A 26,575-nucleotide genomic window follows, 5' to 3' on the forward strand; every position below is an offset into this window, starting at 1 on the left:
ATAGCGAAGCGGCCACACCCGTTCCCATGCCGAACACGGAAGTTAAGCGCTTCAGCGCCGAAAGTAGTTGGGGGTCTCCCCCTGTGAGGATAGGACGTTGCCAGGCCATATGAAGGACGACCAAGCATCTGCTTGGTCGTCTCTTTTTGTATAATTTATGCGTACGGTGTCGGATAAGGAGGATTTCCACATGACTCGAAAGCCTAAAAATAATCCATTCACGTTTATGGAAATGCTTGAACAGCACGTTCGGGAAGGACGTGTGTCGTTTCATGTGCCAGGTCATCATAACGGGACCGTGACAGATGATAGCCTCCCGACAGCATTTAATAAAATCATGCCGTATGATTTAACCGAACTTGCACATCTGGATGACCTTCATCACGCTGAAGGGATTATCCAGCAAGGTGAAGAGGCTCTTGGGACCCTGTATCAAAGTAAGAGTAAGTGGTTAGTCAACGGATCGACCGTTGGCAACTGGAGCATGTTAGCTGCGACAGTCAAACGAGGTGAGCGGGTATACGTCCAGCGAAACTCACATAAATCAGTTTGGAACGCAATTGAATGGTTGGGCTTAGAGCCGATTTTATTGACTCCTGAACTAGAACGGGGCAGTGGTCTGCCGACAGTCGTGTCCCTTCGTACCGTCGAAGCGGCGGTTACGCAATATCCCGGAGGAAAAGCGTTACTGCTTACGTCCCCGACTTACTATGGGGATATGGCAGATGTACGGGCAATCAGTCGTTTTCTGCAGACGTTAACGATTCCTTTACTCGTAGACGAGGCGCATGGGGCACACTTGATTCATCCGAATCTTCCAAACCGCTCAGCGATTTTTGAAGGTGCGAGCGCTGTCGTCCAGTCCGCCCATAAGACACTTCCGGCATTCACGATGGGGGCCTGGATCCACTATAAGGAAGATATTAATGAATCGCGTTTATTTCATGCGCTCTCTTCCTTCCAAACGTCTAGCCCGTCTTACTTGATCATGGCGTCGCTTGATCATGCTCGAGCTTATCTCGAAAATTTGAGTGACCGAGATTGGTCACTGATTCAAACGAGTCATTTAGCTTTTATTATGGAAATGAGACGTGCCGGTTTCACAATAAAAGTGGGCGATGATTTCACAAAAATGACAGTGCTGACTTATCCGAAGAACGGTTTGATCTTTAGTAGACATCTATCTTCGATTGGAATTGATATTGAACTTGCAGCCGAGGACCATGTGTTATTCTGTCTGCCGTTCCGGGAATTAAAAACGCAAGAGATCCATCATTGGGTGAAGCTGATTAAAAATGCTTCTCAGCATGTCCCACTCATTGACGAGGATGAAACAATTTATCCGTTTCCGATGACGGAGCCTGTTTCGCGCCTTCATCTTATAAAAGAAGATACACACGTCGTGCGCCTTCCGTTCGATGAAGCGATCGGACTCGTTGCAGCTGAGACGATTATCCCTTATCCGCCAGGAATTCCTTGGATTTTAAAAGGTGAGACCGTGACGGATGAGAAAATTCGTGTGTTAAAAGAGTGGATTTCGTTGGGACGGAACCTCCAGGCGAACAGACATGTTATGATAAAACAAATTGATGTTATCGTAGAGGAGTTTTAAAAGTGAAAGGTATGTTCATCACTGTCGAAGGTCCAGACGGGTCTGGAAAGACGACGCAGTTGCAATTGCTGGCTAACGCCTTGACTAAAAAAGGGTATGAGGTTGTTATGACACGAGAGCCAGGAGGAACGAAAGTCGGGAATAGCATCCGGGAAGTGTTATTGTCTCCAGAACATGACGAAATGACACCACGCACCGAAATGATGCTGTATGCAGCGTCTCGTGCACAAAACGTGGATCAGGTGATTCGTCCGGCCATCGACCGGGGTGCCATCGTTGTTTGTGACCGGTTTGTCGATGCATCCATCGCGTACCAAGGGTATGGTCTTCAGTATGACTTAGAGCAAGTCGTATCGCTCAATAAGTGGGCGACAGCTGGGGTCACACCCGATTTGACTTTCTTATTCGACCTAAGTCCAGAGCAGTCGAGTCATCGCATGAAAGAACGCGGGCAGTTAGATCGAATCGAGAGTCGGGACGAGGCGTTTCATCAACGCGTCTATGAAGGTTTCTTGACGTTACTTCAACAAAATCCTGGCCGAATGGTCCGAATCGACGCAAGCCAGACGATTGAAATCATCCAAGATGAAGTGTTCGATATCACGATAGAACGACTACACGAAAGAGGAGTGAACGAATTATGAAAATGGTAATCGCAATCGTACACGATAAAGACAGCGCGCGTTTGTCAGACGCTTTAATTGAAGAAGATTTTCGAGCGACGAAATTGGCTACGACCGGAGGTTTTTTGAAGGAAGGCAATACGACGTTCATGATCGGTGTCCCGAAAGAACGCCTTGACGATTTGCTAGGTTTGATCAAATCGAACTGCTCAAGCCGCGATCAAATGATTACGCCAATCTCGCCTATGGGTGGACATGCCGATTCATACATTCCGTATCCTGTTGAAGTCCAAGTTGGCGGAGCGACTATTTTCGTCTTGCCGATTGAAGGATTTCATCAGTTTTAATGGGAATGGTCACACATATGCGATTCCAAGAGTTGACTGAATCACAGAAAGTCGTAGCAAAAGTGATTGAGAATTCGATTGCCGCTCAAAAAATCGGGCACGCCTACATTTTTTCGGGTGACTATGAACCTTATCTGATTGAAACGGCCCAATTATTTGCCAAGGCACTTTTTTGTGGGATGCCTAGCGGGGCTGAACCTTGTGGCGTTTGCCGAAACTGCAAACGGATGGATTCTGGCAATATCGTCGACTACATGGAAGTTGAACCGGACGGGGCCAGTATCAAAAAAGAACAAATCCAGCAGCTATTGAGCGACCTGTCGTTACGGGGAGCCGAGGGCGATCGTCAAGTCTATGTGATCCATCAAGCGCATAAGATGACGACGCAAGCAGCGAACAGTTTATTAAAGTTTTTTGAGGAACCCGGTGTCGGCAAACTCGCCATTTTGGTGACGACGCAACCTCAACTGCTTCTCCCGACGATTCGTTCACGGGCTCAACACTTAGTATTTCGCCCCATTGACCGGGTCCGCCTTGCTGAAAAACTGGCAGAAGAGATGCAATGCACGAACGATTTGGCACGTCTTGCCCTGACCGTTTATCCGAAATGGGACGATGCGCGCGAGGCACTTCACAACGACTGGTTTGTACAGGCGTACGGGCTAGTGGTACAATTAGTTGAAGTATTGACAAAACGGCCGCAAGAGTTGCTTTTGTTCGCCCAAGAGAAGTGGCTCGGTCACTTCAAAGGGCGCAATGAACTCCGAGTCGGCCTCGAACTGTTCGAAAGTTGGTTGGAGGAAGCTCTCCACTTCAAAGTTCGAACCGATTATGTCCCGGAACTGTTCACGAAAGAGCAGTCGTTATATACGGCTTTCGTGAATGATCGTCCGGTACACAAAATCGTCCATGCCATCGAATTCGTTCATGAAGCGATTCGACGGCTCGAGGCAAACGTCAATCCTCAATTAACGTTCGAACGGTTAACGTTCGATTTGCAGAAGGGATAGGAGAGCGTGCTTGAAGTAGTTGGAGTCCGTTTTAAAGAAGCGGGAAAAATCTATTACTTTTCACCAGGCGAAGCAACGCTTGAACGTGGAGACCATGTCATCGTCGAGACGGTGCGAGGAATCGAATACGGTGAAATCGTCCAAGTTGGTAAACAACTAGGTGAAGACGAAGTCGTCTTGCCGTTGAAAACGATCCTTCGTGTCGCCGATCAAAAAGATGCCGAAATCGTTCAAGACAACCAATTGGCAGCTGTTGACGCTCACGCCGTCTGTGAAGAAAAAATTCGCGAACATCGACTTGAGATGAAATTAGTAGATGTTGAGTATACATTTGATCGTAATAAAGTTATTTTTTATTTCACGGCTGAGGGGCGCGTTGATTTTCGCGAGCTTGTTAAAGACTTAGCGAGCGTGTTCCGGACACGGATCGAACTCCGACAAATCGGGGTGCGGGATGAAGCGAAGCTACTCAGTGGAATCGGTCCTTGTGGTCGAGTGCTGTGTTGTTCCTCGTTCTTAGGCGAGTTCGAACCGGTGTCTATCAAGATGGCCAAGGATCAAAACCTTTCCTTGAACCCTAACAAGATCTCCGGTGTATGCGGTCGTCTCATGTGTTGTCTCAAATATGAGAACGATACGTATGAAGAATTGAAACGAGACTTGCCAGACGTCGGGAAGCGAATCAAAATTCCAGAAGGTGACGGACGTGTCGTCGGTCTCAACATCTTGGATCAGTTGATTCAAGTCGAATTGAATGACCGGACTCGTGTTGTGACGTATACGATCGATGAACTCGTCGAAGTCGGTGCGGTCAAACGAAAACCGTTGAAACAGTGATGGGGTGCTGAGCAGTGGAGAGAATGGATAAAAAAGAAGTTATGATGCGGGTCGATGCCATCGAGCAACAGATGTACGTGTTGACGGAGCATTTAAGCGTGCTCAAAGAACAACTCGCCTATTTGCTTGAAGAAAACCAACATATGTATCTCGAGAACCATCACCTGCGTGAAAAGGTTGAGCAGCTTGCAGAAGTCGAAACCCCTGATGGCGATCCGCAAATCGCTTTGTCCGGAAAAGGACAGAACAACTTGGCGGCGCTCTATCAGGAAGGGTTCCATATTTGCAACTTGCACTACGGACAAGTCAGAAAAGATGGCGATTGCCTCTTCTGTATGTCGATGTTAAATAAGCATTAATCGGGGGCGATAGACGGAGGAAATCTCTGTCCGTCGCCTCTGTTGTTATATAGGAGGGAAACAGCGTGACTGTAAAACAAGGGGAGCGCCTTGACGATTTGCTTGGACGCCCTGGTAAAATCATCCAAAGTGATGATGTCTTTTCATTCTCATTGGATGCGGTGCTACTCGCCGAATTCGTTTGGGTACCGATTCAACAAGGAAAGTTGGTCGATTTATGCGCTGGCACCGGCGCAATCCCGCTCTTTTTATCTTATCGGACGAAAGGGACGGTGACGGGCGTCGAGATTCAGCCCCGGCTCGTCGACATGGCGAATCGCAGCATTGAGGTGAACGGTCTCGAAGAGCGGCTTCACATCATCGAAGGAGATGTGAAAACGGCCGCCTCCAGTCTCGGCCATGCCCGTTATGATGTTGTGACGTGTAACCCACCTTACTTCCTGGCCAATGAGACGTCGCTTCGCAATCAAAATGAGCACCATACGATTGCTCGTCATGAAGTACTCTGTACGCTTGAAGATTGCATTCGTTCGGCAAGTCAGCTTGTGAAGCCAGGCGGGAAAGTCGCGTTCGTCCATCGGCCCGAACGGCTGCTCGATATCGTCACGCTCATGCGGGCATACCGCATTGAGCCGAAGCGGATGCAGCTCGTCTATCCGAAGGCAGGACGAGATGCGAACACATTACTTATAGAGGGGTCTAAAGATGGAAAACCAGGACTCACGATCTTACCTCCGTTTATCGTTTATGAGGAAGATGATACGTATACGAAAACGATGCGAGACATCCTCGATGCGTAACTATTATGCGTATATTCTCGAATGCAGTGACCAAACCTACTACACCGGTTACACGACCGATATCGAAAAACGGGTCACTGTACACAACGCCGGTAAAGGTGCGAAATATACGAGGGCGCGTCTCCCGGTCAGTCTTCGATACGTCAAGTCGTTCGAGACGAAACAGGAAGCGATGCGGTATGAATGGTCGATCAAACAATTGACCCGCGCTCAAAAACAGCAGCTGATGGAGGGGACGACCAATGAATTCACAGAAAAGTTATCAAACTGAGGGGCCGACGCTTTATGTCGTACCGACACCGATCGGCAACTTAGAGGACATGACGTACCGGGCCGTCCGCATCATGCGTGAAGTCGATTTGATTGCGGCCGAAGACACGCGGCAAACGATGAAACTATGTCGTCATTTCGAGATCGAGACGAAATTGGTCAGCTATCATGAGCACAATAAGCAAGTGAGCGGACCCCGTTTAATCGAAGACATTCAAAACGGTAAGTCCGTCGCCGTCGTATCGGATGCGGGCATGCCTGGTATTTCAGATCCGGGGAGTGACCTCGTCCGACTCGCGATCGAGGCGAAGCTACCGGTCGTCGTCTTGCCGGGTGCGAACGCGGCACTCACAGCACTCGTCGCATCTGGCCTCGCGACAGAACGGTTCTTATACTATGGTTTTTTACCTCGTAAAAAGAAAGAGCGGACCGAAGTGTTGGCTTCCCTTCAATATGAACCGGGCACGCTCATCTTTTATGAGGCGCCGCATCGGTTGAAAGAGATGTTGACCGGGGTGAAGGACGTACTCGGTAATCGCGAAATCGTGCTCGGTCGAGAGTTGACGAAAACGTTCGAAGAGTTTTTAAGAGGCACGGTTGAAGAGGCGCTCGCTTGGTGCGAGGGTGAGGTGCGTGGTGAATTCGTCGTCATGGTGAGCGGCTCTACAGAGTCTGCACCGACGAGCGACTGGTGGGAAACGCTGTCGCCTTTAGAGCATGTCGATCGGTACATCGAAGACGGACTCAAACCGAACGCGGCCATTAAGCAAGTCGCGAAAGAGCGTGGCTTGGCACGAAGCGAAGTCTACGATGCGTATCATCAAGTCGACAAAAAAGAGTAAGCAAGGATTCCCTTGCTTACTCTTCGCTGTAGTAGTTCTCGAGCATGTTTTTCAACTCGACGAGAACGCGCTGTGCGCCTTCAGGTGAAAGGATGAGTTTTCCGTCAGCCAACTTGAAGTTGTCGTCAGATACTTCGCCTGTCACTTGGCATGTCATGTTCGGTTTGTATTTTTTCAAGATGATTTGTTCGTTGTCGACGTAAATTTCGAGTGCATCTTTTTCAGCGATACCGAGTGTCCGGCGCAATTCAATTGGAATAACGACGCGCCCGAGCTCGTCAACTTTCCGTACAATACCTGTAGATTTCATTTTGTATTTCCTCCTCCAATGATGTCGAAATCTCGTGGTGACATGAATCGTCAAAATTCGACAATGTGGCTATAGCAAAAAGCATACTAAACTTTCCAATTGCAGTCAACTGCTTACTATTGGAAATACACATTTTCGAATAATGACGATAAGGGAATCGTATATCCATAAAATTCCCCGATTATTTGAACACGAAACAAAGAAAGGGTTTTTTTGGAACATTCTTTATGAATCAGCATCAAATTAATTCCAAACAATTGGTTTGGAAATTCTTTTGTCGAACCGTGTATAATGGAAATTGCAAATATCGAAAGGATGGAGAACATACTATGGCGAAGCCAACTTTTTATATCACGACTCCGATTTACTATCCGAGTGCGAAACTACACATTGGTCATGCCTATACGACGGTGGCCGGCGATGCGATTGCTCGCTATAAGCGCTTAAAAGGATTTGACGTCCGTTACTTGACTGGGACCGACGAGCATGGACAGAAAATTCAAGAAAAGGCCCAAGAAGCTGGCGTGACGCCACAAGCGTTTGTCGATGAAGTCGTCAAAGACATCCGTGTGCTTTGGGACAAGCTTGAGATCTCATATGACGATTACATCCGGACAACTGACGCCCGTCATAAAGCGGTCGTCGAACACGTGTTTGAGACGCTGCTCAAAAATGATGATATTTACCTCGGTGAGTACGAAGGGTGGTACTCGATTCCGGACGAGACGTACTATACAGAATCACAACTCGTTGATGGAAAAAGTCCTGACAGCGGCCATCCGGTGGAGCTCGTGCGCGAAGAGTGCTATTTCTTCCGCCTCAGCAAGTATGCGGACCGGTTGATCGAGTACTTCGAGTCACATCCGGATTTCATTTTACCGGAATCGCGTAAAACTGAAATGATCAACAACTTTTTGAAGCCGGGGCTTCAGGATTTGGCAGTCTCGCGGACGACGTTCGACTGGGGCGTACAAGTCCCGTCGAACCCGAAACACGTCGTATACGTCTGGGTCGACGCGCTCACGAACTATATCTCCGCGCTCGGCTACGGGACAGATAACGACGAATTGTTCAATCGTTACTGGCCGGCAGACGTACACTTGGTCGGGAAAGAAATCGTTCGTTTCCATACGATCATTTGGCCGGCGCTGCTCATGGCGCTTGACCTACCGTTACCGAAGCAAGTGTTCGCGCACGGCTGGTTGCTCATGAAAGACGGTAAGATGTCGAAGTCGAAAGGGAACGTCGTCGATCCGATTCCACTCATCGACCGCTACGGCCTTGATTCGCTTCGCTACTACTTGCTCCGTGAAGTCCCATTCGGTGCGGACGGCACGTTCACACCGGAAGCGTTCGTCGATCGCTTGAACTTTGATCTCGCGAACGACCTCGGGAATCTTCTCAACCGGACTGTTGCCATGATCAAGAAGTATTTCGATGGCAACGTACCGGCTTATGCGGGGAACGTGACGGCGTTCGATGCGGAACTTCTCCGTATGGTAAACGACACGACGAACAAGACAGAAGAAGCGATGGAGCACATGGAGTTCTCGGTCGCCCTCGCAAGTATTTGGCAACTCGTCAGCCGAGCCAATAAATATATCGATGAGACACAACCATGGGTGCTCGTAAAAGATGAGTCGAAGCGTGATGAGCTTGCATCTGTGATGACACACCTCGCGGGCGTACTCCGCCATGTCGCGATCATGATTCAACCGTTCATGACACGGGCGCCGAAAGAAATGTTCCGTCAGCTCGGACTCGTTGACGAAGACATGTCATGGGAAGCGCTCGATACGTTCGCTGCCTTTGATGGAGCGGTCGTGACGGACGGAACGCCGATCTTCCCACGTCGAGACGTGAAAGAAGAAGTCGATGCGATTCAAGAGATGATGCGTCAAGCTTCGCAAGCGCGCATCGAAGCGGAAGCAACGCCGGCTGAAGCTGAAGATGAGGACGTCCGTCCAGAAATCACGATCGATGTGTTCGACCAAGTTGAGTTTCGGGTCGGGCAAATCGTCGAAGCAGATAAGATCAAGAAAGCGAAAAAACTATTAAAGCTTCAAGTCGACCTTGGCGGCGAAACGCGACAAATCGTCTCGGGAATCGCCGAATGGTATGCGCCGGAAGACTTAGTCGGTAAAAAAGTGATCGTCGTCGCCAACTTGAAACCGGTCAAACTCCGCGGTGAACTGTCTCAAGGAATGATTTTAGCAGCCGATAAAGATGGTAAGCTAGAACTCGCCACCGTCTCAGAAAATATGCCGAACGGGGCCATCGTCAAATAATTTTGAGGGAGACTTCGGTCTCCCTCTCTTTGTCTAAAGAAGGAGGATGCATCATGTTGATTGATACGCACACCCATATTAACGCTGAGCAGTTCAATGAAGATGTCGAGGCGACAATCGAGCGTGCTCGCACTGCCGGCGTCTCGCCGATGCTCGTCGTCGGATTCGATACACCTACGATTGACCGTGCCATTGAGTTGGCCGAGGCGTATGAGGACGTCTACGCCATCGTCGGCTGGCATCCGGTCGACGCGATCGACTGCACCGAAGCTGAACTCGACCGAATTGAAGCGCTTATGGCACATCCTAAAGTGATGGCACTCGGGGAAATCGGCCTCGATTACCATTGGGACAAGTCACCGAAAGATGTACAGCAGCGTGTGTTCCGTCAGCAAATCGCGATCGCGAAGCGGACGAACATGCCGATCGTCATCCATAACCGCGAAGCGACAGCGGACGTGCTCGATCTGCTAGAAGAAGAGCACGCGGAAGTTGTCGGCGGCGTGTTTCATAGTTACAGCATGTCTGTCGAACTGCTCGAGCGCTGTTTGAAGTTGAATTTTTATATCTCGCTCGGCGGACCGGTGACGTTCAAAAACGCCAAAGTGCCGAAGAAAGTAGCGCAGCAGGTACCGCTCGACCGTCTTCTTGTCGAGACGGATTGCCCCTATTTGACGCCGACACCGTTCCGCGGTAAACGAAACGAACCGGCATACGTCACTTACGTCGCTGAAGAGATTGCAGCGCTCCGCGGCATGCCTTACGAAGCACTCGCCGAGGCGACGACCGCCAATGCGAAACGGCTGTTCCGACTTCCATGATGATGAGACGTTTCGTGTTAAGTGTAGGCGCCATTGTCGTTGTCGTCTTCGCCTACATGATGATGCAGCCGGAGCAGATTACGATTATCGATAACGGTGTCAAGATTGAGCACGACACACAGGCTGATTCGGTCATCGAAGTGCTCGCCGAGGCCGGGATCACGATCGATGAGGCCGACTATGTGACGCCGGCGCTCAGTGCGGACATCCCGCCGGAGCGTGTCATTCATATCGAACGGGCCCATACGGTGTCGCTCCAGATCGGTTACGGCCAAATGGAAACGATCGATACCCGTGAGCGGACCGTTGGTGATGTCCTGCTCCGATACGGTGTGAGCGTACGAGAAGGCGATGATGTCTATCCGTCGGTCAGAACACCGATCACGTCAGGAATGACGATTCGCTATCAGCCGGTCGTGGCGCTTGATTTGATCATAGGCGATGATGCGACGAAAGTTCATACGATGGCATCGACCGTGGAAGAGGTGTTACGAGAAGCCCGAATTGAGATTTCAGATAAAGATACGGTCGTTCCGGCGCTCACGGCCGAAGTGCGTGATGGGATGACGATCACCGTCAACATGAGCCGAGACGTCGTTCAATATGAGAACCGCTTAATCCCGTTTGAGATCATTGAAGAAGAGGATGCGACACTTACAGTCGGGACGACCGAAGTGTCACAAGTCGGCGTCCCTGGTCTAGAGCGGACGCGGTATGCACTGACAGTTGAAAATGGTACAATTACAAATCGGACCGAGACAGACGTCGAAATGGTGCAGACAGTCCGACCGCAAATCATTAAGGTCGGTACGAAAGTCGCAACCGAGCGCGAAGCCGAGTTTGAAGCAGCCGAAGCGCCGGCTGAGCCCGTTGACTCGACAAGTCCATTCCGCGAGGAAGCGGAAATCAAAATCGAGGAAACGCCTCGGGCCGACGATGTCCTCGACTTCACATCAGCCAAACAGCTCCTCGTCGAGGCCACCGCCTATACGAACAACGCAGAAGACACCGTGACGTATGACGGCAGAGTACTGACGCGCAGCGGCTATGACGTGACGGATACGATCCTGTATGAAGGAATGCGGATCATTGCGGTCGACCCGGCCGTCATTCCGCTCGGAACCCGTGTCTATATCGAAGGGTTTGGCATGGCGATCGCTCTCGACACAGGCAGCGCGATTAAAGGCAATATTATCGATATCATGATGGATACGAAAGAGGAAGCGGTCACGTTTGGTCGTAAGCCACTGACGATTTGGGTGATCCCGAAGCAAGAAGAGAAAGAAGGAACTGACAATGCGTGAGAAAATACAAGAAGTGATCGTCGTCGAAGGACGCGATGATACGACCCGGCTTCAAGAAGTGTACGACGTCGACACGATTGAAACGAACGGGTCGGCCGTGTCAAAACAGACGATCGAACGGATCAAACGTGCCCAGGAGACACGCGGTGTCATCATCTTGACCGACCCGGACTATCCGGGCGACCGGATCCGGGCCATCGTCGAAGAGCAAGTGAAGGGCTGTAAACACGCCTACCTCCCTCGGGCCGAGGCGAAAGACAAACGAGGGAAAATCGGCGTCGAACACGCGACACCTGCGACAATCCGTCGTGTGCTCGAGGCGGTTTATGAAACGCGAGTTGAGACGGACGAGCCGCTCGTCACACGACAGATGGTGCTCGAGGCCGATTTGATCGGCGGGGCTGACGCCGCAACTCGTCGCAAGCGTCTAGGTGTTTTGCTCCGCATCGGGGAACCGAACGCCAAGCAATTTGTGAAACGAGTCGAAGCGTTGCGTGTGACCATCGAAGAATGGGAGCGGGCGCTCGCTCAGTTAGAGGAGGAAAATCATTGAAAGACATTGCAACGATTCATCGCACAAAAGCGATTTTACAACGTCACGGCTTCTCATTCAAAAAGTCGCTCGGACAAAACTTTTTAATCGACTTGAATATATTAAATAAAATCGTCGACGCCGCAGAACTAGGTGAAGCGAGCGGTGTGCTCGAAATCGGTCCGGGAATCGGCTCGTTGACGGAACAATCGGCCAAGCGGGCGCAAAAAGTGGTCGCGCTTGAAATCGATCAACGCCTTCTGCCGATCCTTGAAGACACGATGGCGCCTTACCCGAACGTTCACGTCATTCATGGGGACGCGCTCGAGCTCGACATTCGCAGCATCGTCGAACGTGAGTTCTTGAATGAAGGAATCGATGATATCGCGGTCGTCGCCAACTTGCCATATTATGTGACGACGCCGATTATCATGCGTTTGCTCGAGAGCCGGATCAAGTTCCGTTCGCTCGTCATGATGATTCAAAAAGAGGTGGCTGAGCGCATCGGGGCGAAACCTGGCACGAAAGCGTACGGTTCGTTATCAATCGCGATCCAGTATTATGCGGAAGCGAGTGTAAGCTTTATCGTACCGAAAAGCGTATTCATGCCGGCTCCAAACGTCGACTCGGCCGTGATCACGCTCAAGATGCGGCCGCGCCCGGCCGTCGATGTCGAAGACGAAGCCTTTTTCTTTGAAATCGCCCGCGCTAGTTTCGCGCAACGTCGAAAAACGATTTTGAACAACTTGACGAATCATCTCGGCAAAGATAAAAAAGTAGACCTTGAACGTCTCTTGAATGAAGCGGGAATCGACCCGAAACGGCGAGGCGAAACGCTTTCGCTTGAAGAGTTTGCACGCTTAGCAGACACAATTTTACCACTTAAAAATAGTTGACGACCGGATAGGGAGTCGCTATAATATTTAATCTTTATTTCCGTTTTAGAATATGCTATACTTGTAACAGTGAGGTGAAGCGTATGCCAAAGACGTTGCAAGAAATCAGACAAAAACTCGAATCACATGTTGGAGAACGATTGACGTTGAAAGCAAACGGCGGTCGTAAGAAAGTCGTTACTCGGTTTGGAACGCTCGTTGAGACGTATCCTGCGGTGTTCGTTGTCAAGTTGGATGAAGACTACCATAATGTGGAACGTGTCTCGTATAGCTACGCTGATGTCCTAACGGATACAGTTAAAATTGAATTCAGTAATTGATCGATAAATGAGGGGCGGATGCATTGGCAGCTGCTTCTTTTTTTGTGCGTCCGTTTACGGTACAATGGCGAACAGGAGATACATTGGGAAGGGTGAACGATATGCGCACGATCAGTGTGAAAGCGCCGGCAAAAATCAATTTGACACTAGACGTCCTCGGGAAGCGGACGGACGGCTATCATGAAGTAGAAATGGTGATGACGACGGTGGACTTGTCCGACCGGCTCGAATTGACCGTACTTGATACGGATGAGATTCGAATCCAGTCTGAGCATGCCTATGTCCCGAGCGATCATCGGAACTTGGCTTACCGTGCGGCCGATCTGTTGCGGAAGCGGTTCGGCATCACAGAAGGAGTCGAAATCGTCCTTGATAAACAAATCCCGGTCGCAGCAGGGCTCGCGGGAGGGTCAAGTGATGCTGCGGCGACGCTTCGGGGAATGAATGAACTGTTCGACCTCGGTTTAACGCTCGAGGAGTTAGCAGAGCTCGGAGCCGCGGTCGGTTCAGACGTCTCGTTTTGTGTGATGGGTGGAACCGCGATCGCCCGGGGCCGCGGTGAGATATTAGAGGCGGTTCCGTCACCGCCGCCGTGCTATGTCGTATTGGCGAAGCCGAAGCTCGGTGTATCAACGGCTGACGTGTATCGAGCCGTTCAGATGGAGAAAATCATCCATCCAAACACTGCGGCGATGGTTAAAGCGATTCGTGAACGGGACTTTGACGGAATTTGTGCGAACCTCGGCAACGCGCTTGAAGGCGTCACGCTTGAACTGCATCCCGAAGTCCGTCAAATCAAAGAGACGATGCTGCATTGTGGTGCTGATGGCGTGTTGATGAGCGGCAGCGGCCCGACCGTATTCGCGCTCATCGAGCACGAGCAAAAAGCGCACCGCGTCTATAACGGACTGAAAGGATTTTGTCCGGAAGTGTTCGTCGTTCGGATTCTCGGTAAAAAACATTGAAAAAAAACGAATGAAAGTGATATATTCTGTTTAGAACATTCGTCTATTATTGACAAAGTGAAGGGGAATCCGTATGAAAATTCGTAGAAGTGGTCGTCTCGTCGATATGACCCGTTATATGCTTGACCATCCACATCAGCTCGTCTCGTTATCGATGTTTTCGAGCCGCTATCAGTCTGCTAAATCATCGATCAGTGAAGATTTAGTCATCGTCAGTGAAATGCTCGCCCACGACGGTACCGGAAAATTGATTACCGTCCCAGGTGCGGCCGGGGGAGTCATGTTCATTCCAGGGTGGAGCAAAGACAAGTCGCTATCGATGATCGATGGCTTGTGCGATCAACTGTCGAAACCGGAGCGTCTGCTTCCGGGAGGCTATTTATACTTAACCGACGTGCTTGGTAATCCGCGTCAAGTGAAACCGATGGGACAAATCTTCGCCTCGGTGTTTGCGGACCGTAAAGTCGACGTCGTCATGACGATTGCGACAAAAGGGATCCCGCTCGCCTACGCGGTCGCTGAGCAATTAGGTGTTCCGTTCGTCATCGTCCGGTCCGACAGCCGTGTCACGGAAGGGTCGACCGTCAGTATCAATTACGTTTCCGGCTCGTCAAAAGCGATCCGTACGATGGCACTCGCACGTCGAAGCTTGCCACGAGGCGCAAACGTCTTGCTCATCGATGACTTTATGAAAGCAGGCGGGACGATCCGTGGGATGATGAGCCTGTTGAATGAGTTCGAGGCAAACCTAGCTGGTGTCGGTGTCTTGATGGAAGCCGAAGGTGCCGAGAAGAAAATGGTGAGTGAGTACGTCAGCTTGATGAAGTTGACGAACGTTGATGCAGATGAAGGACTCGTCACAATTTCACGCGGTAACGTCGAACAGTTCTTAAAGTGATTGGCAAAAATTTGATTTCGTTTTATGATGAGAGGGTATATCAGTCATACGGAGTCAATCGGTTCGCTTGAATCACTTTAACCTTTTAGTGAAAGTACACCATGGCATAGACAACGAAGAAAAGGGGATGCGAAACATGCAGATCACAGACGTAAAAATTCGCAAAGTGACGACGGAAGGTAGGATGAAGGCGCTCGCTTCAATCACGCTCGACCAAGAGTTTGTCGTGCATGACCTTCGAATCATCGAAGGAAGCACCGGGCTCTTCGTCGCGATGCCGAGTAAACGAACGCCGGAAGGCATCTTCCGAGACATCGCTCACCCGATCAATGGAGATATGCGCCAAAAAGTCGAGGCGGCTGTGCTCGAAGCCTACGGCACGGTCGATGTTTCCACTTACGAAGCACAGGAATCATACAACGGTATAAACGAATAATGACTCGACAGCGGATGGGGACCCTTCCGCTGCCTTTTTGCGTTTGATTGGTTACGAATGGTTACAACGGTTGAAACCGCGTCACGGTTTCGATATAGTAGAAACGGTGTATTCAGGATTTAAATATAGAAAAAACCGAACGATTGAATAAAAACAGTCGATTAAGATAGGGGCGAATCAAGAATGGATCGTTTTGCAGTCATTTTGGCAGCAGGTAAAGGGACGCGTATGAAGTCTAAGCTCTATAAAGTGCTTCATCCGGTCCTCGGAAAACCGATGGTCGAACATGTCGTCGACCAACTCGACAAAATCGGAGTCAGTCGTCAAATCGTCATCGTCGGTCACGGGGCTGAAGCGGTACAAGAGACGCTAGGCTCGCGCGTCGAGTACGCGGTCCAAGAACAGCAACTTGGAACGGGCCATGCGGTTCAAATGGCAGAAGCTGAGCTCGCTGGTAAATCAGGTGCGACGCTTGTCGTCTGTGGTGACACACCACTTCTCACAGCGGAAACGTTGGAGGCGCTCCTTGCCCATCATGAGGCGCAGCAAGCGAAAGTAACGGTACTGACGGCGATCGCTGACGATGCGACCGGTTATGGTCGTGTCATCCGTGGAGAAGACGGTAACGTGACGAAAGTCGTCGAACATAAAGACGCCTCTGCTGCAGAGCAAGCGATTCTTGAAATCAATACGGGAACTTACGTGTTTGACAACGAATTATTGTTTGATGCCCTCAAACAAGTCGGTAACGATAACGTTCAAGGTGAGTATTACTTGCCAGACGTCATCGCGATTGCGAAAGAAGCAGGCGAAGTTGTCGCGGCCCATACCGCGCCGACGTTCGGCGAGACGATCGGTGTCAACGATCGTGTCGCTCTCGCGCAGGCTGAAACACTCATGCGCAAGCGGACGAACGAACGCCTTATGCGCGAAGGCGTAACCTTCATGGACCCGGCCTCGACATACATTTCGCCGGACGCCGTCATCGGATCAGATACGATCATCTACCCAGGGACAGTCATTCTTGGCAAGACAGTCATCGGTTCGGAGTGCGTGATCGGACCGAACTCGGACATCCGCAACAGTGTGATTGAAGACGGTGCGACCGTTCGTCAATCGGTACTCAGTGATAGCCGTGTCGGAAGTCATGCGCAAGTTGGGCCGTTCGCCCACCTTCGTCAACAAGCAGTCCTTGGCGCCAATACGCGCGTCGGCAATTTCGTGGAAATCAAAAAATCAACGTTCGGGGACGGTGCGAAAGCATCGCATCTCAGCTATATCGGAGATGCCTCGATCGGTGAACGTGTCAATCTCGGATGTGGATCGATCACGGTCAACTATGATGGTAAGAATAAGTTTGAGACGGTCGTTGAAGCAGACGCGTTTGTCGGATGCAACGTCAACTTGATTGCCCCGGTGACAGTCGGGAAAGGCGCGATCGTCGCTGCCGGTTCAACGATTACAAACGATGTCCCTGAAGAAGCTCTCGCGATTGCGCGCGAGCGTCAAACGAACAAAGAAGGTTACACGAAACGCTAAGTTGCTGCCTATTACTATGGAAAACGATGGAGGAGAATCCTAAACATGTCTACTGTATATGAACGTGAAATTCGCCTATTTAGCTTAAACTCGAACCGCCCGTTAGCTGAAGAAATTGCCAAAGAAATCGGTGTCCCACTCAGTGACTGCCAAGTGAAGCGGTTTAGCGACGGAGAACTTTACATCAATATCGAGGAGAGCGTCCGAGGCGACGATGTGTACATCATCCAATCGACGAGCTCACCAGTGAATGAAACGCTCATGGAACTGCTCGTGATGATCGATGCGCTGAAACGGGCCTCGGTTCGCACGATCAACGTCGTCATCCCGTACTATGGTTACGCACGCCAAGACCGTAAAGCACGGTCGCGTGAGCCGATCACAGCGAAACTCGTTGCCGATCTGCTTACGGTAGCCGGAGCGACACGCGTCATCACGATGGACTTGCACGCCGCTCAGATCCAAGGTTTCTTCAATATTCCAGTAGACCAATTGTTAGGCGTTCCGCTCATCTCGACGTATTTTGAGACAGATGAGTTCAAAGCAAAAGATATCGTCGTCGTCTCACCAGATCACGGCGGTGTCACGCGCGCCCGGAAGCTCGCAGAACGTTTGAAAGCGCCAATCGCCATCATCGACAAACGACGCCCGGAAGCGAACGTGGCCGAAGTCATGAACATCGTTGGCAGCGTTGAAGGCAAAACAGCCATCTTGATCGATGATATCATCGACACAGCCGGTACGATCACGCTCGCAGCAGACGCAATCGTCCAAGCGGGAGCAAAAGAAGTATACGCTTCATGTACCCATCCGGTTCTGTCTGGCCCGGCAATGGAGCGAATCGACAACTCGTCAATCAAAGAACTCGTCGTCCTCAACACGATCGATTTGACTGGTCGCGAGTGCTCGAGCAAAATCAAGCAGATGTCGGTTGCCCGTTTGCTTGGGGAAGCGATCATGCGTGTCCACGAGCACAAATCGGTGAGCACGCTGTTCGATTAAAAAAACGAGGCCCGAAGGCGTTCGCCTTTGGGCTTTTTTGTTCAGGAGGAACATGATGAAATGTATCGTCGGTCTCGGGAATCCGGGCAAGAAATATGGAATGACCCGTCATAATATCGGGTTTTTAGCAATTGATCGGTTAGCGGACAAGCACGGGATCACGCTTGACGAAGCCAAGTTTAAAGCAGTCATTGGAACGGGAAGAATCAATGGAGAGCGGGTCGTCCTCGTCAAACCGCTCACGTACATGAATCTATCAGGTGAAGCGGTCCGTCCGATTCTCGATTACTATAAAATCGATATCGACGATTTACTCGTCATCTATGATGATTTAGACATGGTCCCAGGTAAACTCCGCCTGCGTCCGAAAGGGAGTGCCGGTGGACATAATGGCATCAAGTCATTGATTCAGCATCTAGGGACGATGGATTTTAAACGGCTTAAGCTTGGCGTTGGACGTCCGCCGCACCCGATCAAAGTTGTTGATTGGGTACTGATGAGTTATCGAAAAGAAGATATGTCCGAATTGAACGATACGCTCGACCAAGCCGTGGCCGCCGCAACAGATTTTGTGGACACGGACTGGGTCGCGCTCATGAATCGATATAACTAAAGGGTCACAGCACCCTTTTTTGTCGTATAAGGTGGAGGAAAACAAATGAACGCTTTAGAGAGATTTATGGTGACACTGCCGGAGACGAACGTGATTCGAGACCGGTTGCCTAAAGTCGACCGTCAACTCGTCACGGGATTGACGACAAGTGCCAAAGCGCTCGTTTTGGCCGGTTTGGCGAAACAGTCGACACGCCGTCTCGTTGTCGTCACCCATAACATGTACCAAGCCCAAAAGATGTTCGACCAGCTTGAGCCACTTGTCGGACCGAGCAAGACGTTGCTCTATCCGATTGACGAGACGCTCGCCGGGGAACTGTCGCTCACATCCAGTCCCGAGCTCCTCGCCGCGCGAATCGAAGCCAGAACACGCCTCCTGACCGAAGAGGGAGGCGTCCTTGTCGTACCGCTCGGTGGCTTGCGTCGTTTCGTGCCGAGTCCGACCGATTGGCTGGCGAGTCATCGGACGATCAAACCAGGGCAAGAGCTTGATTTAAAGCCGTTTGCCTCAACACTGATTGAACTTGGTTACGAGCGGACGGCCACGGTTACGGCGCCAGGTGAGTTTTCGGTCCGCGGCAGTATTCTTGACGTCTATCCGCTCACGGAAGCGAGACCGTATCGAATTGATTTGTTCGACACGGAAGTCGATTCCGTCTTCACGTTCGATGCGGAGACGCAACGGTCGTTAGGTGTCGTTTCGGAAGCGGTCATCACGCCGGCGACCGAGTTCGTCGCATCGGTCGAACAGTTGAAGAAAGCCGGACAAGCGCTCGAACGGCAATACGAAAGGACGCTCGAGCTGATTGAAACCGAGACGATTCGACAAGCGCTTGAATCAGGTATCGCCCGCGACATCGAACAGTTCGGACGCGGTGATGTGCCGGAGAAGCTCGGGAAGTATACGCCGCTACTTTATACGTCGACGCTGCTTGACTATGTGGGTGCTGATTCGGTCCTCATGTTGGACGAAGTGGCACGCATCGAGGACGCGGCGGACGTGCAAGACCGTGAAGAGGCCGAATGGTTCTCGTCACTGATCGAACGCGGGGAGTCGGTCAGCAACTATACCCTCGCCGTGCCGATGCACAAAGTGTTCCGAAGCTTGAAACAAGTCGCGTTCTCGTTGCTGCCATCACGGCGTTCGGGGATCCCGGAGACGAATACGGTCCATCTCAGTTGCCGCCCGCTCCCTGCCTTCCACGGACAGATGCACTTGTTGAAGCAAGAGGTCGAGCGGTGGCAACAAAGTGATCACCGGATCGTTTTCCTCGCCGGGGATCAAATGCGGGCAGACAAAGTCGTGGCGCTCCTGGAAGACTACGGGATCCCGTCCACGTTCACAAACGTTGACGGGGAGCTGTTGCCACGCCATGTCCACGTCATGATCGGACAGGTCGAAGGAGGGTTCGAGTTATCGACGAGCCGCCTCGTCGTCGTCTCGGAAACGGAGCTGTTCAAGCGGGTCACGAAACGGAAACGGCAGACGAAGAATTTGACGAACGCCGAACGGATCAAGAGTTATCAAGAGCTGAAGCCGAATGATCATGTCGTTCATATCCATCACGGAATCGGGAAATACTTAGGTATCAAAACGATCGAAGTCGGCGGGATCCATCAAGACTACCTCCATCTCGTGTACGCCGGGGATGACGCGCTTTACGTGCCGGTCGATCAAATCGACCTCGTCCAAAAGTACGTCGGGGCCGAAGGGAAAGAGCCGAAGATTTATAAACTCGGCGGGACGGAATGGAAGAAGGTCAAATCAAAAGTCGCCAAGTCGGTCGAAGACATTGCCGACGAGTTGATCAAACTTTATGCGGCCCGAGAGGCATCGGTCGGCTTCGCCTTCCCGGCGGACGATGACGAGATGAGCCAGTTCGAATCGACCTTCCCGTACGCCGAGACGGAAGACCAAGTTCGGTCGATCGCCGAGATCAAGGCGGATATGGAACGGTCGCGCCCGATGGATCGCCTGCTTTGCGGTGACGTCGGATATGGCAAGACCGAAGTCGCGATCCGGGCGGCGTTCAAATCCGTTCTCGCGGGCAAACAAGTCGCATTCCTCGTGCCGACAACGGTGCTCGCGCAGCAACATTATGAGACGATGCTCGAACGGTTCAGTGAATTCCCGATCAACGTCTCGGTCATGAGTCGTTTCCGTTCGAAGAGTGAGCTGGCGGCGACGAAAAAAGGACTGAAAGAGGGAACGATCGACGTCGTCGTCGGGACGCACCGCGTGCTGTCGAAAGACGTGACGTTCGCCGATCTTGGCCTTGTCATCATCGATGAAGAACAGCGGTTCGGGGTCAAGCATAAAGAGCGCCTGAAACAGCTGAAGACGAACATCGACGTCTTGACGCTTACGGCGACACCGATTCCGCGGACGCTTCATATGTCGATGATCGGAATCCGTGATTTATCTGTCCTCGAGACACCGCCGGAGAACCGTTATCCGGTTCAGACGTACGTCATGGAATACGACGGCATCGTGTTGCGAGAAGCGCTCGAGCGCGAACTCGCCCGTGGCGGCCAAGCGTTCTTCTTATATAACCGAGTCGAAGGGATCGAGCGGAAAGCCGAAGAGATTCGGGCGCTGTTGCCGGATGCCCGTATCGCGACGGCGCACGGCCGGATGACCGAAACCGAGCTTGAAAGTCAGCTCATCAGTTTTCTTGAAGGAGAAGCCGACGTCCTCGTCTCGACGACGATTATCGAGACCGGCATCGACATCCCGAACGTGAACACGCTCATCGTGCACGACGCCGATAAGATGGGTCTGTCGCAGCTGTATCAGCTTCGAGGACGCGTCGGCCGATCGAACCGGATCGCGTATGCGTACTTCACGTATCGGAAAGACAAGCGGTTGACCGAAGTTGCGGAGAGCCGCCTGCAAGCGATCAAAGAGTTCACCGAGCTCGGCAGCGGGTTTAAGATCGCGATGCGTGATTTATCGATTCGTGGGGCCGGCAACCTGCTCGGTGCCCAACAGTCCGGGTTCATCGACTCGGTCGGGTTCGATCTGTATTCACAGATGTTGTCAGAAGCGATCGAAGAGCGGAAAGACCGCATGCGCGGCCAAGCGAAACAAGTCGTCTTCAAACCGGAAGTCACGTTCCAAGCGGATGCCTACATTCCGGACGATTACTTGTCGGACAGCGAACTGAAGATCGAGATGTATAAGCGGTTCAAATATGTCGATACACCAGAAGCACTGTTCGCGCTTCAAGACGAGCTGATCGAACGGTTCGGAGAATTCCCGGAACCGGTCGCGTTGCTCATCCAACTGACGCGTCTGCGCATTTACGGGGAGCTGGCGAAAGTGACACGGATCAAACAGTCACCAGAGCGGATCGACATCGTGTTATCGATGGAATCGACGACGGCACTCGATGTGCCGTCGTTCATGGAATGGACGATGCCGCTCGGACGGAAACTCGGAGTCGGGCAAGACAACGGGGCGCTCAAGCTGTCACTCAGCGGACGTATGCCGGTTGTCGAGCTGTTGAACGATGCCGACACGGTCCTTGAGGAACTCGTGAAGCGGTTGGTGGTCCATGCGGACGCCAAGTAAGTTTGCGACGGGCGTCGTCTTATTTGCGCTCGCAGGATACATTTCAAAATTTATTAGTTTTGCCTATCGGGTCCCGTATCAAAACATTGCCGGTGATTTTGGGTTATACGCTTACCAGACGGTATATCCGTTTGCGGCGATCGTCGCCTCGCTCGGGATTTACGCGATGCCGGTCGTGATTGCCAAAATCGGGGTCGGGGCACAAGGTCCAAGACAGAAGTTAGAAGTCCTGTGGGGCAGTTTTTATGTGCTCCTCGGCCTCGCTGTCGGCCTCGTGGTCGCGATGTTCGCGCTTGCGCCTGTCATCGCGCGCTTGCTCGGTGACCCCGAACTGGCGACGACGCTCCAAATCATCAGTCTCAGCTACTTGTTGATGCCTGCGCTTGCGGTACTGCGCGGGTCATTTCAATCAATTGATGACTTGCGACCGAGTGCGCTGTCGCAAGTGCTTGAAAACTTGATTCGGGTCGCGGTGTTGCTCGTCTCATTGCTCGTCGGTGTCCACTTTGGACGTGACGCATATGAACTCAGTCGCTATGCCTATGCGGCGACGTTAGTCGGCGGGAGTGTCGCCGTCGTCGTCTTGTCGATTTGGGCGAAAGGGTTCCGAATCGTCGCGGTCCGTGCCACAACACTGCGTGCCGTACTGCGTGTTCTCTTGACGAGCGGGCTTGCGGTCGGATTTGCGTCGCTCGGTATTCTTTGGATGCAACTCGTCGATTCATTCACAATCGTCAATTTGATGGGCGGCGATTATTCGGCCAAAGTGAGTAAAGGCGTGTTCGACCGTGGCTATCCGCTCGTGCAGTTTGCGATCCTCTTCACGACGGCACTCGGGATGGCGAACGTGCCGAACTTAGTCCGCCATTACCGGGCCGGGCGACTCACAGCGACGGCAACGGGCCTCAGTTCGATGATTCGAGTGACGACCACGGTCGCTGCGGCTGCAACGATCGGACTGATGGGCGTCATGTGGCCTTTGAACGTCGCGTTGTTTGAAAATGCTGACGGTACAAGAGCGCTTGTATTGTTGTCGACAAGTACGTTCGCGGCCTCGCTCGCAGTCGCGAGTATGACGTGCCTTCAAGCGATCGACAAAGAGCGGACGGCCGCCTTTGGTATGCTGTTTGCCATGATTGTAAAGTTTGTGATCAATTTGCTGCTCGTTCCGCGTTATGGGATTGACGGGGCGGCAGTCGGTACGTCGCTCGCATTTTTAGCGATGGCAGCCTTTAATTTTAATCGGCTCGATCAGAACATTCCGCTCGGTACGTTTCGATTGCACCATTACGGACTGCTTTTAAAGACCGTCCTGCCCATGGGGATCGTCTTGCTCGGTTTGAACGCGTTAGCGTCTGAGTCACCATCAAACCGCGTCAACGCACTCGGTTGGCTCGGTTTGATGGTGGTGTGCGGCGGCGCTTTGTACGTCTGGCGAGCGGTCAGGGAACAGGTGCTGACGATCGAAGAATGGGAGATGATCCCGTTTGGAAATCGACTCATCAATTTGATTGATAAAAAGGAGACCTAATATGAGTTATGGAATTACCGTCGTCGGACTCGGCTCCGGCGAACTCGAGCAACTTCCGCTCGGGGTATATCGTCATTTGAAACAGCAACCGCTCGTCTGGTTGCGCACGAAAGAACATCCGGTCGTCAAAGAGCTCGAGGCGGAAGGGGTTCATTTTGAATCGTTCGACCACATTTATGAATCAAACGATACATTTGAGGACGTCTATAAACAAATCGTTGAGACGTTGCTCGATAAGAGCGACGAACTGGCGATTACGTATGCGGTCCCGGGCCATCCGTTCGTCGCCGAGCGGACGGTCGAACTGCTCGTCGAACAAGGGGCGGACGTGACGTTCCTCGGCGGACAGAGCTTTTTGGACGCCATGTTTCAAGCGCTCCAGATTGATCCGATCAATGGATTTCAACTGCTCGATGCGACCGCACTCGACGTTGAACGGCTCCAAGTCACGCAGCACGTCTTAATCGGTCAAGTGTACGACGGGTTTGTGGCCGGGGATGTGAAAGTACAATTGATGGAACGTTATCCGGACGAACATCTTGTCAAGCTTGTCACGGCGGCCGGGACGAAACGAGAGCGAATTTCCGAAGTTCCGCTCTACGAGATGGACCGGGTCGCTGAAGTCGACAATTTGACGACGCTCTATGTCCCGCCACTCACTGACGAGACGCACCTCGCGCGGGAGTTTGCGACGTTGACAGACATCATCGCGACACTCCGCGGTCCGAACGGCTGCCCGTGGGACCGAAAACAGACGCACGCATCACTGCGGAAATATTTACTCGAAGAGGCGTATGAGTTGATCGAGGCGATCGACGAAGAGGACGATGATGCGATGATCGAAGAACTCGGAGACGTCTTGCTCCAAGTCATGCTTCACGCGCAAATCGGGGCCGATGAAGGGTACTTTGATATTCGTGACGTGATCGGCGCGATCAGCACAAAAATGGTCCGTCGCCATCCGCACGTCTTCGGTGACGTGACGGTCGCAGACGCCGACGACGTGGTTTCGAACTGGAATGCGATTAAACAAGACGAAAAAGGGGAAAATAAACATTCGCAGCTTGATGGTGTGCTCATGACCCAACCGGGGTTAATGCGTGCCGAGCAACTCCAAAAGAAAGCGGCTCAAGTCGGGTTCGAGTGGGATGACGTAACCGGAGCGTTCGAGAAGCTCGAAGAAGAGTTACAAGAGTGGCGAGAAAGTCCCGAAGATGAACAAGAACTAGGGGACGTACTGTTCTCAGTCGTCAACGTAGCCCGTTATTTCGGGTTGAACGCGGAGCAAGCACTTGAACGGACCAATCAAAAATTCAAGAGACGATTTGAATATATCGAAGCGAACGGATCGCTCAGCGACATGACGCTCGAACAGATGGATCGGCTTTGGGATGAAGCGAAGGAGAAGGGATTATGAGACTAGATAAATTTTTGAAAGTGTCGCGCTTGATCAAACGACGGACGTTAGCGAAGGAAGTGGCCGATCAAGGCCGTATCCGCTTGAATGGCCAAGTCGCCAAGGCCAGTACGGACGTCAAGGCCGGTGATGAGCTCCAAATCCGATTCGGGAATAAGCTGGTGACGGTCATTATCGATTCAATTGCCGAGCATGCCCGGAAAGAGGATGCGAAAGAAATGTACCGGTTGATCAAAGAAGAAAAGGTGAACAGTGGTACGGAAGCATAAAAAAAAGGTATACTGAATATAATAGGTCAAGAGGAAGGTGATTCGATGAATGGACGTAACCCGATGGAACGCAAACAGCGGATTCGGGCTCTCGACGAACGGAGAGAACAGCTGGAAAAAGAACAGAGCCGGCGACGTATCCATCTTCGACGCCGCCTAGCCGTGGCCTCACTTGTCTTTTTGTTGTTGATTGTCTTCATCGGTCAGAGCTATTTCTCAAAGGTCGGATATGTAGCGGATCAAGAGCTAAAGCAAGACGAGGCTCGTGTCGAGCTTCGTGAAACGAAGGAAGAACAAGCGGAGCTAAAAGAGCAGGTTGAACGTTTACAAGACGAAGAATACATCGCCAATCTTGCACGCAACGAGCTGTTGTTCTCGAAAGATGGCGAGATTATTTTTTACTTCTCACCAGAGGAATAAGTAGGTTCGTTGACCGTTGACGAATCGACTCGTATAATTGTAGGGAATCATTCAAAAAAAGGAGTACATTATTTTATGTCAATTGAAGTAGGAAGCAAGGTACAAGGTAAGGTTACAGGGATTACGCATTTCGGAGCGTTCGTAGAGCTCCCGAATGGAAAAACGGGTTTGGTGCACATCAGTGAAGTGGCAGATTCTTATGTCAAAGACATCAATGAAGTCCTAACGGTCGGTCAAGAAGTCACAGTCAAAATCTTGAACATCGAAAGTGATGGCAAAATCGGGTTGTCTATCAAAAAAACTGTCGATCGTCCTGTTAGCGAACGCCCAGAACGTCCAGCCGGCGAACGCTTCTCACGGGGCCCTAGTTCGGGCGGCCCTGGTCAAGGTGGCCCACGTCCGGGCGGTCCACGTCCAGGTGGTCCTGGTCAAGGCCCACGCGGCGGCGGTGGCCCACGCGGTGGCGGCGGTCCCCGTGGCGGTGGCGGCGCGCGTCGTGAAGTACGTCGTGAGCCAGAAACGTTTGATACGTTGATGACCAAGTTCTTGAAAGATAGCGACGAACGCCTTACAACGTTGAAGCGTCAAACTGATTCAAAACGCGGTGGACGTGGAGCCAAGCGCGGGTAACCCTTCGTAAACCATCAGCTTCTACTCGTAACGATAACGCCACGGACACCGGTCCGTGGCTTTTTTTCATGGCGCGACAATTGTCGACGCTTTTTTGTTATGAAAAATAAC

Annotated in this window: 28 protein-coding genes and 1 rRNA gene; 28 read left to right on the forward strand and 1 reads right to left on the reverse strand. The window is 51.6% G+C overall.

The window, feature by feature from the left end:
* The 10 genes from rrf to rsmI all read left to right on the forward strand — a co-directional run.
* Positions 1-106, forward strand: a 5S ribosomal RNA gene (gene rrf, locus EVJ32_RS12795); the annotation flags it as partial.
* Between the two features lie 84 nt (positions 107-190).
* Positions 191-1,612 (forward strand): aminotransferase class I/II-fold pyridoxal phosphate-dependent enzyme, encoded by a 1,422-nt coding sequence (locus tag EVJ32_RS12800; RefSeq protein WP_236634156.1) that lies wholly within the window; start codon positions 191-193, stop codon positions 1,610-1,612.
* 2 nt (positions 1,613-1,614) lie between these two features.
* A complete protein-coding gene (gene tmk / locus EVJ32_RS12805) occupies positions 1,615-2,256 on the forward strand; it encodes a dTMP kinase (RefSeq protein WP_070329396.1) in 642 nt (213 codons plus the stop codon).
* Entirely contained in the window at positions 2,253-2,582 is a 330-nt protein-coding gene (locus EVJ32_RS12810) for a cyclic-di-AMP receptor (protein ID WP_070329395.1), read from the forward strand. Before tmk ends, EVJ32_RS12810 begins: the two co-directional genes overlap by 4 nt.
* Positions 2,582-3,592 (forward strand): DNA polymerase III subunit delta', encoded by a 1,011-nt coding sequence (locus EVJ32_RS12815; RefSeq protein ID WP_131458678.1) that lies wholly within the window; start codon positions 2,582-2,584, stop codon positions 3,590-3,592. The genes EVJ32_RS12810 and EVJ32_RS12815 overlap by 1 nt, the downstream gene beginning before the upstream one ends.
* Before the next feature lie 6 nt (positions 3,593-3,598).
* Entirely contained in the window at positions 3,599-4,429 is an 831-nt protein-coding gene (locus tag EVJ32_RS12820) for a PSP1 domain-containing protein (protein ID WP_131458679.1), read from the forward strand.
* A gap of 23 nt (positions 4,430-4,452) precedes the next feature.
* Positions 4,453-4,788: a DNA replication initiation control protein YabA gene (gene yabA / locus EVJ32_RS12825; protein WP_016510808.1), complete on the forward strand. Its 336-nt coding sequence runs from the start codon at positions 4,453-4,455 to the stop codon at positions 4,786-4,788.
* Positions 4,789-4,853: 65 nt separating this feature from the next.
* On the forward strand, positions 4,854-5,588 hold the full coding sequence (locus EVJ32_RS12830) for a tRNA1(Val) (adenine(37)-N6)-methyltransferase (RefSeq protein ID WP_070329393.1): 735 nt from the start codon (positions 4,854-4,856) through the stop codon (positions 5,586-5,588).
* On the forward strand, positions 5,581-5,859 hold the full coding sequence (locus tag EVJ32_RS12835; protein ID WP_016510809.1) for a GIY-YIG nuclease family protein: 279 nt from the start codon (positions 5,581-5,583) through the stop codon (positions 5,857-5,859). The genes EVJ32_RS12830 and EVJ32_RS12835 overlap by 8 nt, the downstream gene beginning before the upstream one ends.
* The gene (gene rsmI, locus EVJ32_RS12840; RefSeq protein WP_131458680.1) at positions 5,831-6,700 is read left to right on the forward strand and encodes a 16S rRNA (cytidine(1402)-2'-O)-methyltransferase; all 870 of its coding nucleotides are present in this window, start codon (positions 5,831-5,833) and stop codon (positions 6,698-6,700) included. Before EVJ32_RS12835 ends, rsmI begins: the two co-directional genes overlap by 29 nt.
* Positions 6,701-6,716: 16 nt before the next feature.
* On the opposite strand, the gene EVJ32_RS12845 is transcribed toward rsmI, so the two are convergent.
* Complete coding sequence (locus EVJ32_RS12845) at positions 6,717-7,010, reverse strand: transition state genes transcriptional regulator AbrB (RefSeq protein WP_070329391.1); 294 nt, start codon at positions 7,008-7,010, stop codon at positions 6,717-6,719.
* 329 nt (positions 7,011-7,339) lie between these two features.
* On the opposite strand from EVJ32_RS12845, the gene metG reads away from it, so the two are divergent.
* The 18 genes from metG to EVJ32_RS12935 all read left to right on the forward strand — a co-directional run bounded on the left by metG (position 7,340) and on the right by EVJ32_RS12935 (position 26,464).
* Positions 7,340-9,298 (forward strand): methionine--tRNA ligase, encoded by a 1,959-nt coding sequence (metG, locus tag EVJ32_RS12850; protein ID WP_131458681.1) that lies wholly within the window; start codon positions 7,340-7,342, stop codon positions 9,296-9,298.
* A gap of 53 nt (positions 9,299-9,351) precedes the next feature.
* The gene (locus tag EVJ32_RS12855; protein WP_131458682.1) at positions 9,352-10,119 is read left to right on the forward strand and encodes a TatD family hydrolase; all 768 of its coding nucleotides are present in this window, start codon (positions 9,352-9,354) and stop codon (positions 10,117-10,119) included.
* A gap of 14 nt (positions 10,120-10,133) precedes the next feature.
* A complete protein-coding gene (locus EVJ32_RS12860; protein ID WP_236635584.1) occupies positions 10,134-11,423 on the forward strand; it encodes a 3D domain-containing protein in 1,290 nt (429 codons plus the stop codon).
* A complete protein-coding gene (rnmV, locus tag EVJ32_RS12865; protein WP_016510695.1) occupies positions 11,416-11,976 on the forward strand; it encodes a ribonuclease M5 in 561 nt (186 codons plus the stop codon). The genes EVJ32_RS12860 and rnmV overlap by 8 nt, the downstream gene beginning before the upstream one ends.
* A complete protein-coding gene (gene rsmA, locus EVJ32_RS12870; protein WP_131458684.1) occupies positions 11,973-12,851 on the forward strand; it encodes a 16S rRNA (adenine(1518)-N(6)/adenine(1519)-N(6))-dimethyltransferase RsmA in 879 nt (292 codons plus the stop codon). Before rnmV ends, rsmA begins: the two co-directional genes overlap by 4 nt.
* A gap of 83 nt (positions 12,852-12,934) precedes the next feature.
* A complete protein-coding gene (locus tag EVJ32_RS12875; protein ID WP_016510694.1) occupies positions 12,935-13,171 on the forward strand; it encodes a Veg family protein in 237 nt (78 codons plus the stop codon).
* Between the two features lie 101 nt (positions 13,172-13,272).
* A complete protein-coding gene (ispE, locus tag EVJ32_RS12880) occupies positions 13,273-14,136 on the forward strand; it encodes a 4-(cytidine 5'-diphospho)-2-C-methyl-D-erythritol kinase (RefSeq protein WP_131458685.1) in 864 nt (287 codons plus the stop codon).
* 73 nt (positions 14,137-14,209) lie between these two features.
* Entirely contained in the window at positions 14,210-15,034 is an 825-nt protein-coding gene (purR, locus tag EVJ32_RS12885) for a pur operon repressor (protein ID WP_070329384.1), read from the forward strand.
* A gap of 136 nt (positions 15,035-15,170) precedes the next feature.
* Positions 15,171-15,470 carry a septation regulator SpoVG gene (gene spoVG / locus EVJ32_RS12890; protein WP_070329383.1) on the forward strand — a complete coding sequence of 100 codons (300 nt, stop codon included), beginning with the start codon at positions 15,171-15,173 and terminating at the stop codon, positions 15,468-15,470.
* Between the two features lie 183 nt (positions 15,471-15,653).
* Positions 15,654-17,009, forward strand: coding sequence for a bifunctional UDP-N-acetylglucosamine diphosphorylase/glucosamine-1-phosphate N-acetyltransferase GlmU (glmU, locus tag EVJ32_RS12895; RefSeq protein WP_070329382.1), 1,356 nt, complete (start codon positions 15,654-15,656; stop codon positions 17,007-17,009).
* Between the two features lie 45 nt (positions 17,010-17,054).
* A complete protein-coding gene (locus EVJ32_RS12900) occupies positions 17,055-18,011 on the forward strand; it encodes a ribose-phosphate diphosphokinase (protein ID WP_131458686.1) in 957 nt (318 codons plus the stop codon).
* A 55-nt stretch (positions 18,012-18,066) separates the two neighbouring features.
* Entirely contained in the window at positions 18,067-18,624 is a 558-nt protein-coding gene (gene pth / locus EVJ32_RS12905) for an aminoacyl-tRNA hydrolase (protein WP_070329381.1), read from the forward strand.
* A gap of 45 nt (positions 18,625-18,669) precedes the next feature.
* Positions 18,670-22,197 (forward strand): transcription-repair coupling factor, encoded by a 3,528-nt coding sequence (gene mfd / locus EVJ32_RS12910; RefSeq protein ID WP_131458687.1) that lies wholly within the window; start codon positions 18,670-18,672, stop codon positions 22,195-22,197.
* A complete protein-coding gene (locus EVJ32_RS12915) occupies positions 22,181-23,728 on the forward strand; it encodes a polysaccharide biosynthesis protein (RefSeq protein WP_131458688.1) in 1,548 nt (515 codons plus the stop codon). Before mfd ends, EVJ32_RS12915 begins: the two co-directional genes overlap by 17 nt.
* A gap of 1 nt (position 23,729) precedes the next feature.
* A complete protein-coding gene (gene yabN / locus EVJ32_RS12920) occupies positions 23,730-25,145 on the forward strand; it encodes a bifunctional methyltransferase/pyrophosphohydrolase YabN (RefSeq protein ID WP_131458689.1) in 1,416 nt (471 codons plus the stop codon).
* Positions 25,142-25,414: an RNA-binding S4 domain-containing protein gene (locus tag EVJ32_RS12925; protein ID WP_070329377.1), complete on the forward strand. Its 273-nt coding sequence runs from the start codon at positions 25,142-25,144 to the stop codon at positions 25,412-25,414. Before yabN ends, EVJ32_RS12925 begins: the two co-directional genes overlap by 4 nt.
* 45 nt (positions 25,415-25,459) lie before the next feature.
* Positions 25,460-25,834 (forward strand): FtsB family cell division protein, encoded by a 375-nt coding sequence (locus tag EVJ32_RS12930; RefSeq protein WP_131458690.1) that lies wholly within the window; start codon positions 25,460-25,462, stop codon positions 25,832-25,834.
* 75 nt (positions 25,835-25,909) lie between these two features.
* On the forward strand, positions 25,910-26,464 hold the full coding sequence (locus EVJ32_RS12935; RefSeq protein ID WP_070329375.1) for a S1 domain-containing RNA-binding protein: 555 nt from the start codon (positions 25,910-25,912) through the stop codon (positions 26,462-26,464).
* Positions 26,465-26,575 lie beyond the last annotated feature (111 nt).

It is taken from the genome of Exiguobacterium sp. SH5S4 (assembly GCF_004337045.1).
GTDB classification, from domain to species: domain Bacteria; phylum Bacillota; class Bacilli; order Exiguobacteriales; family Exiguobacteriaceae; genus Exiguobacterium; species Exiguobacterium aurantiacum_A.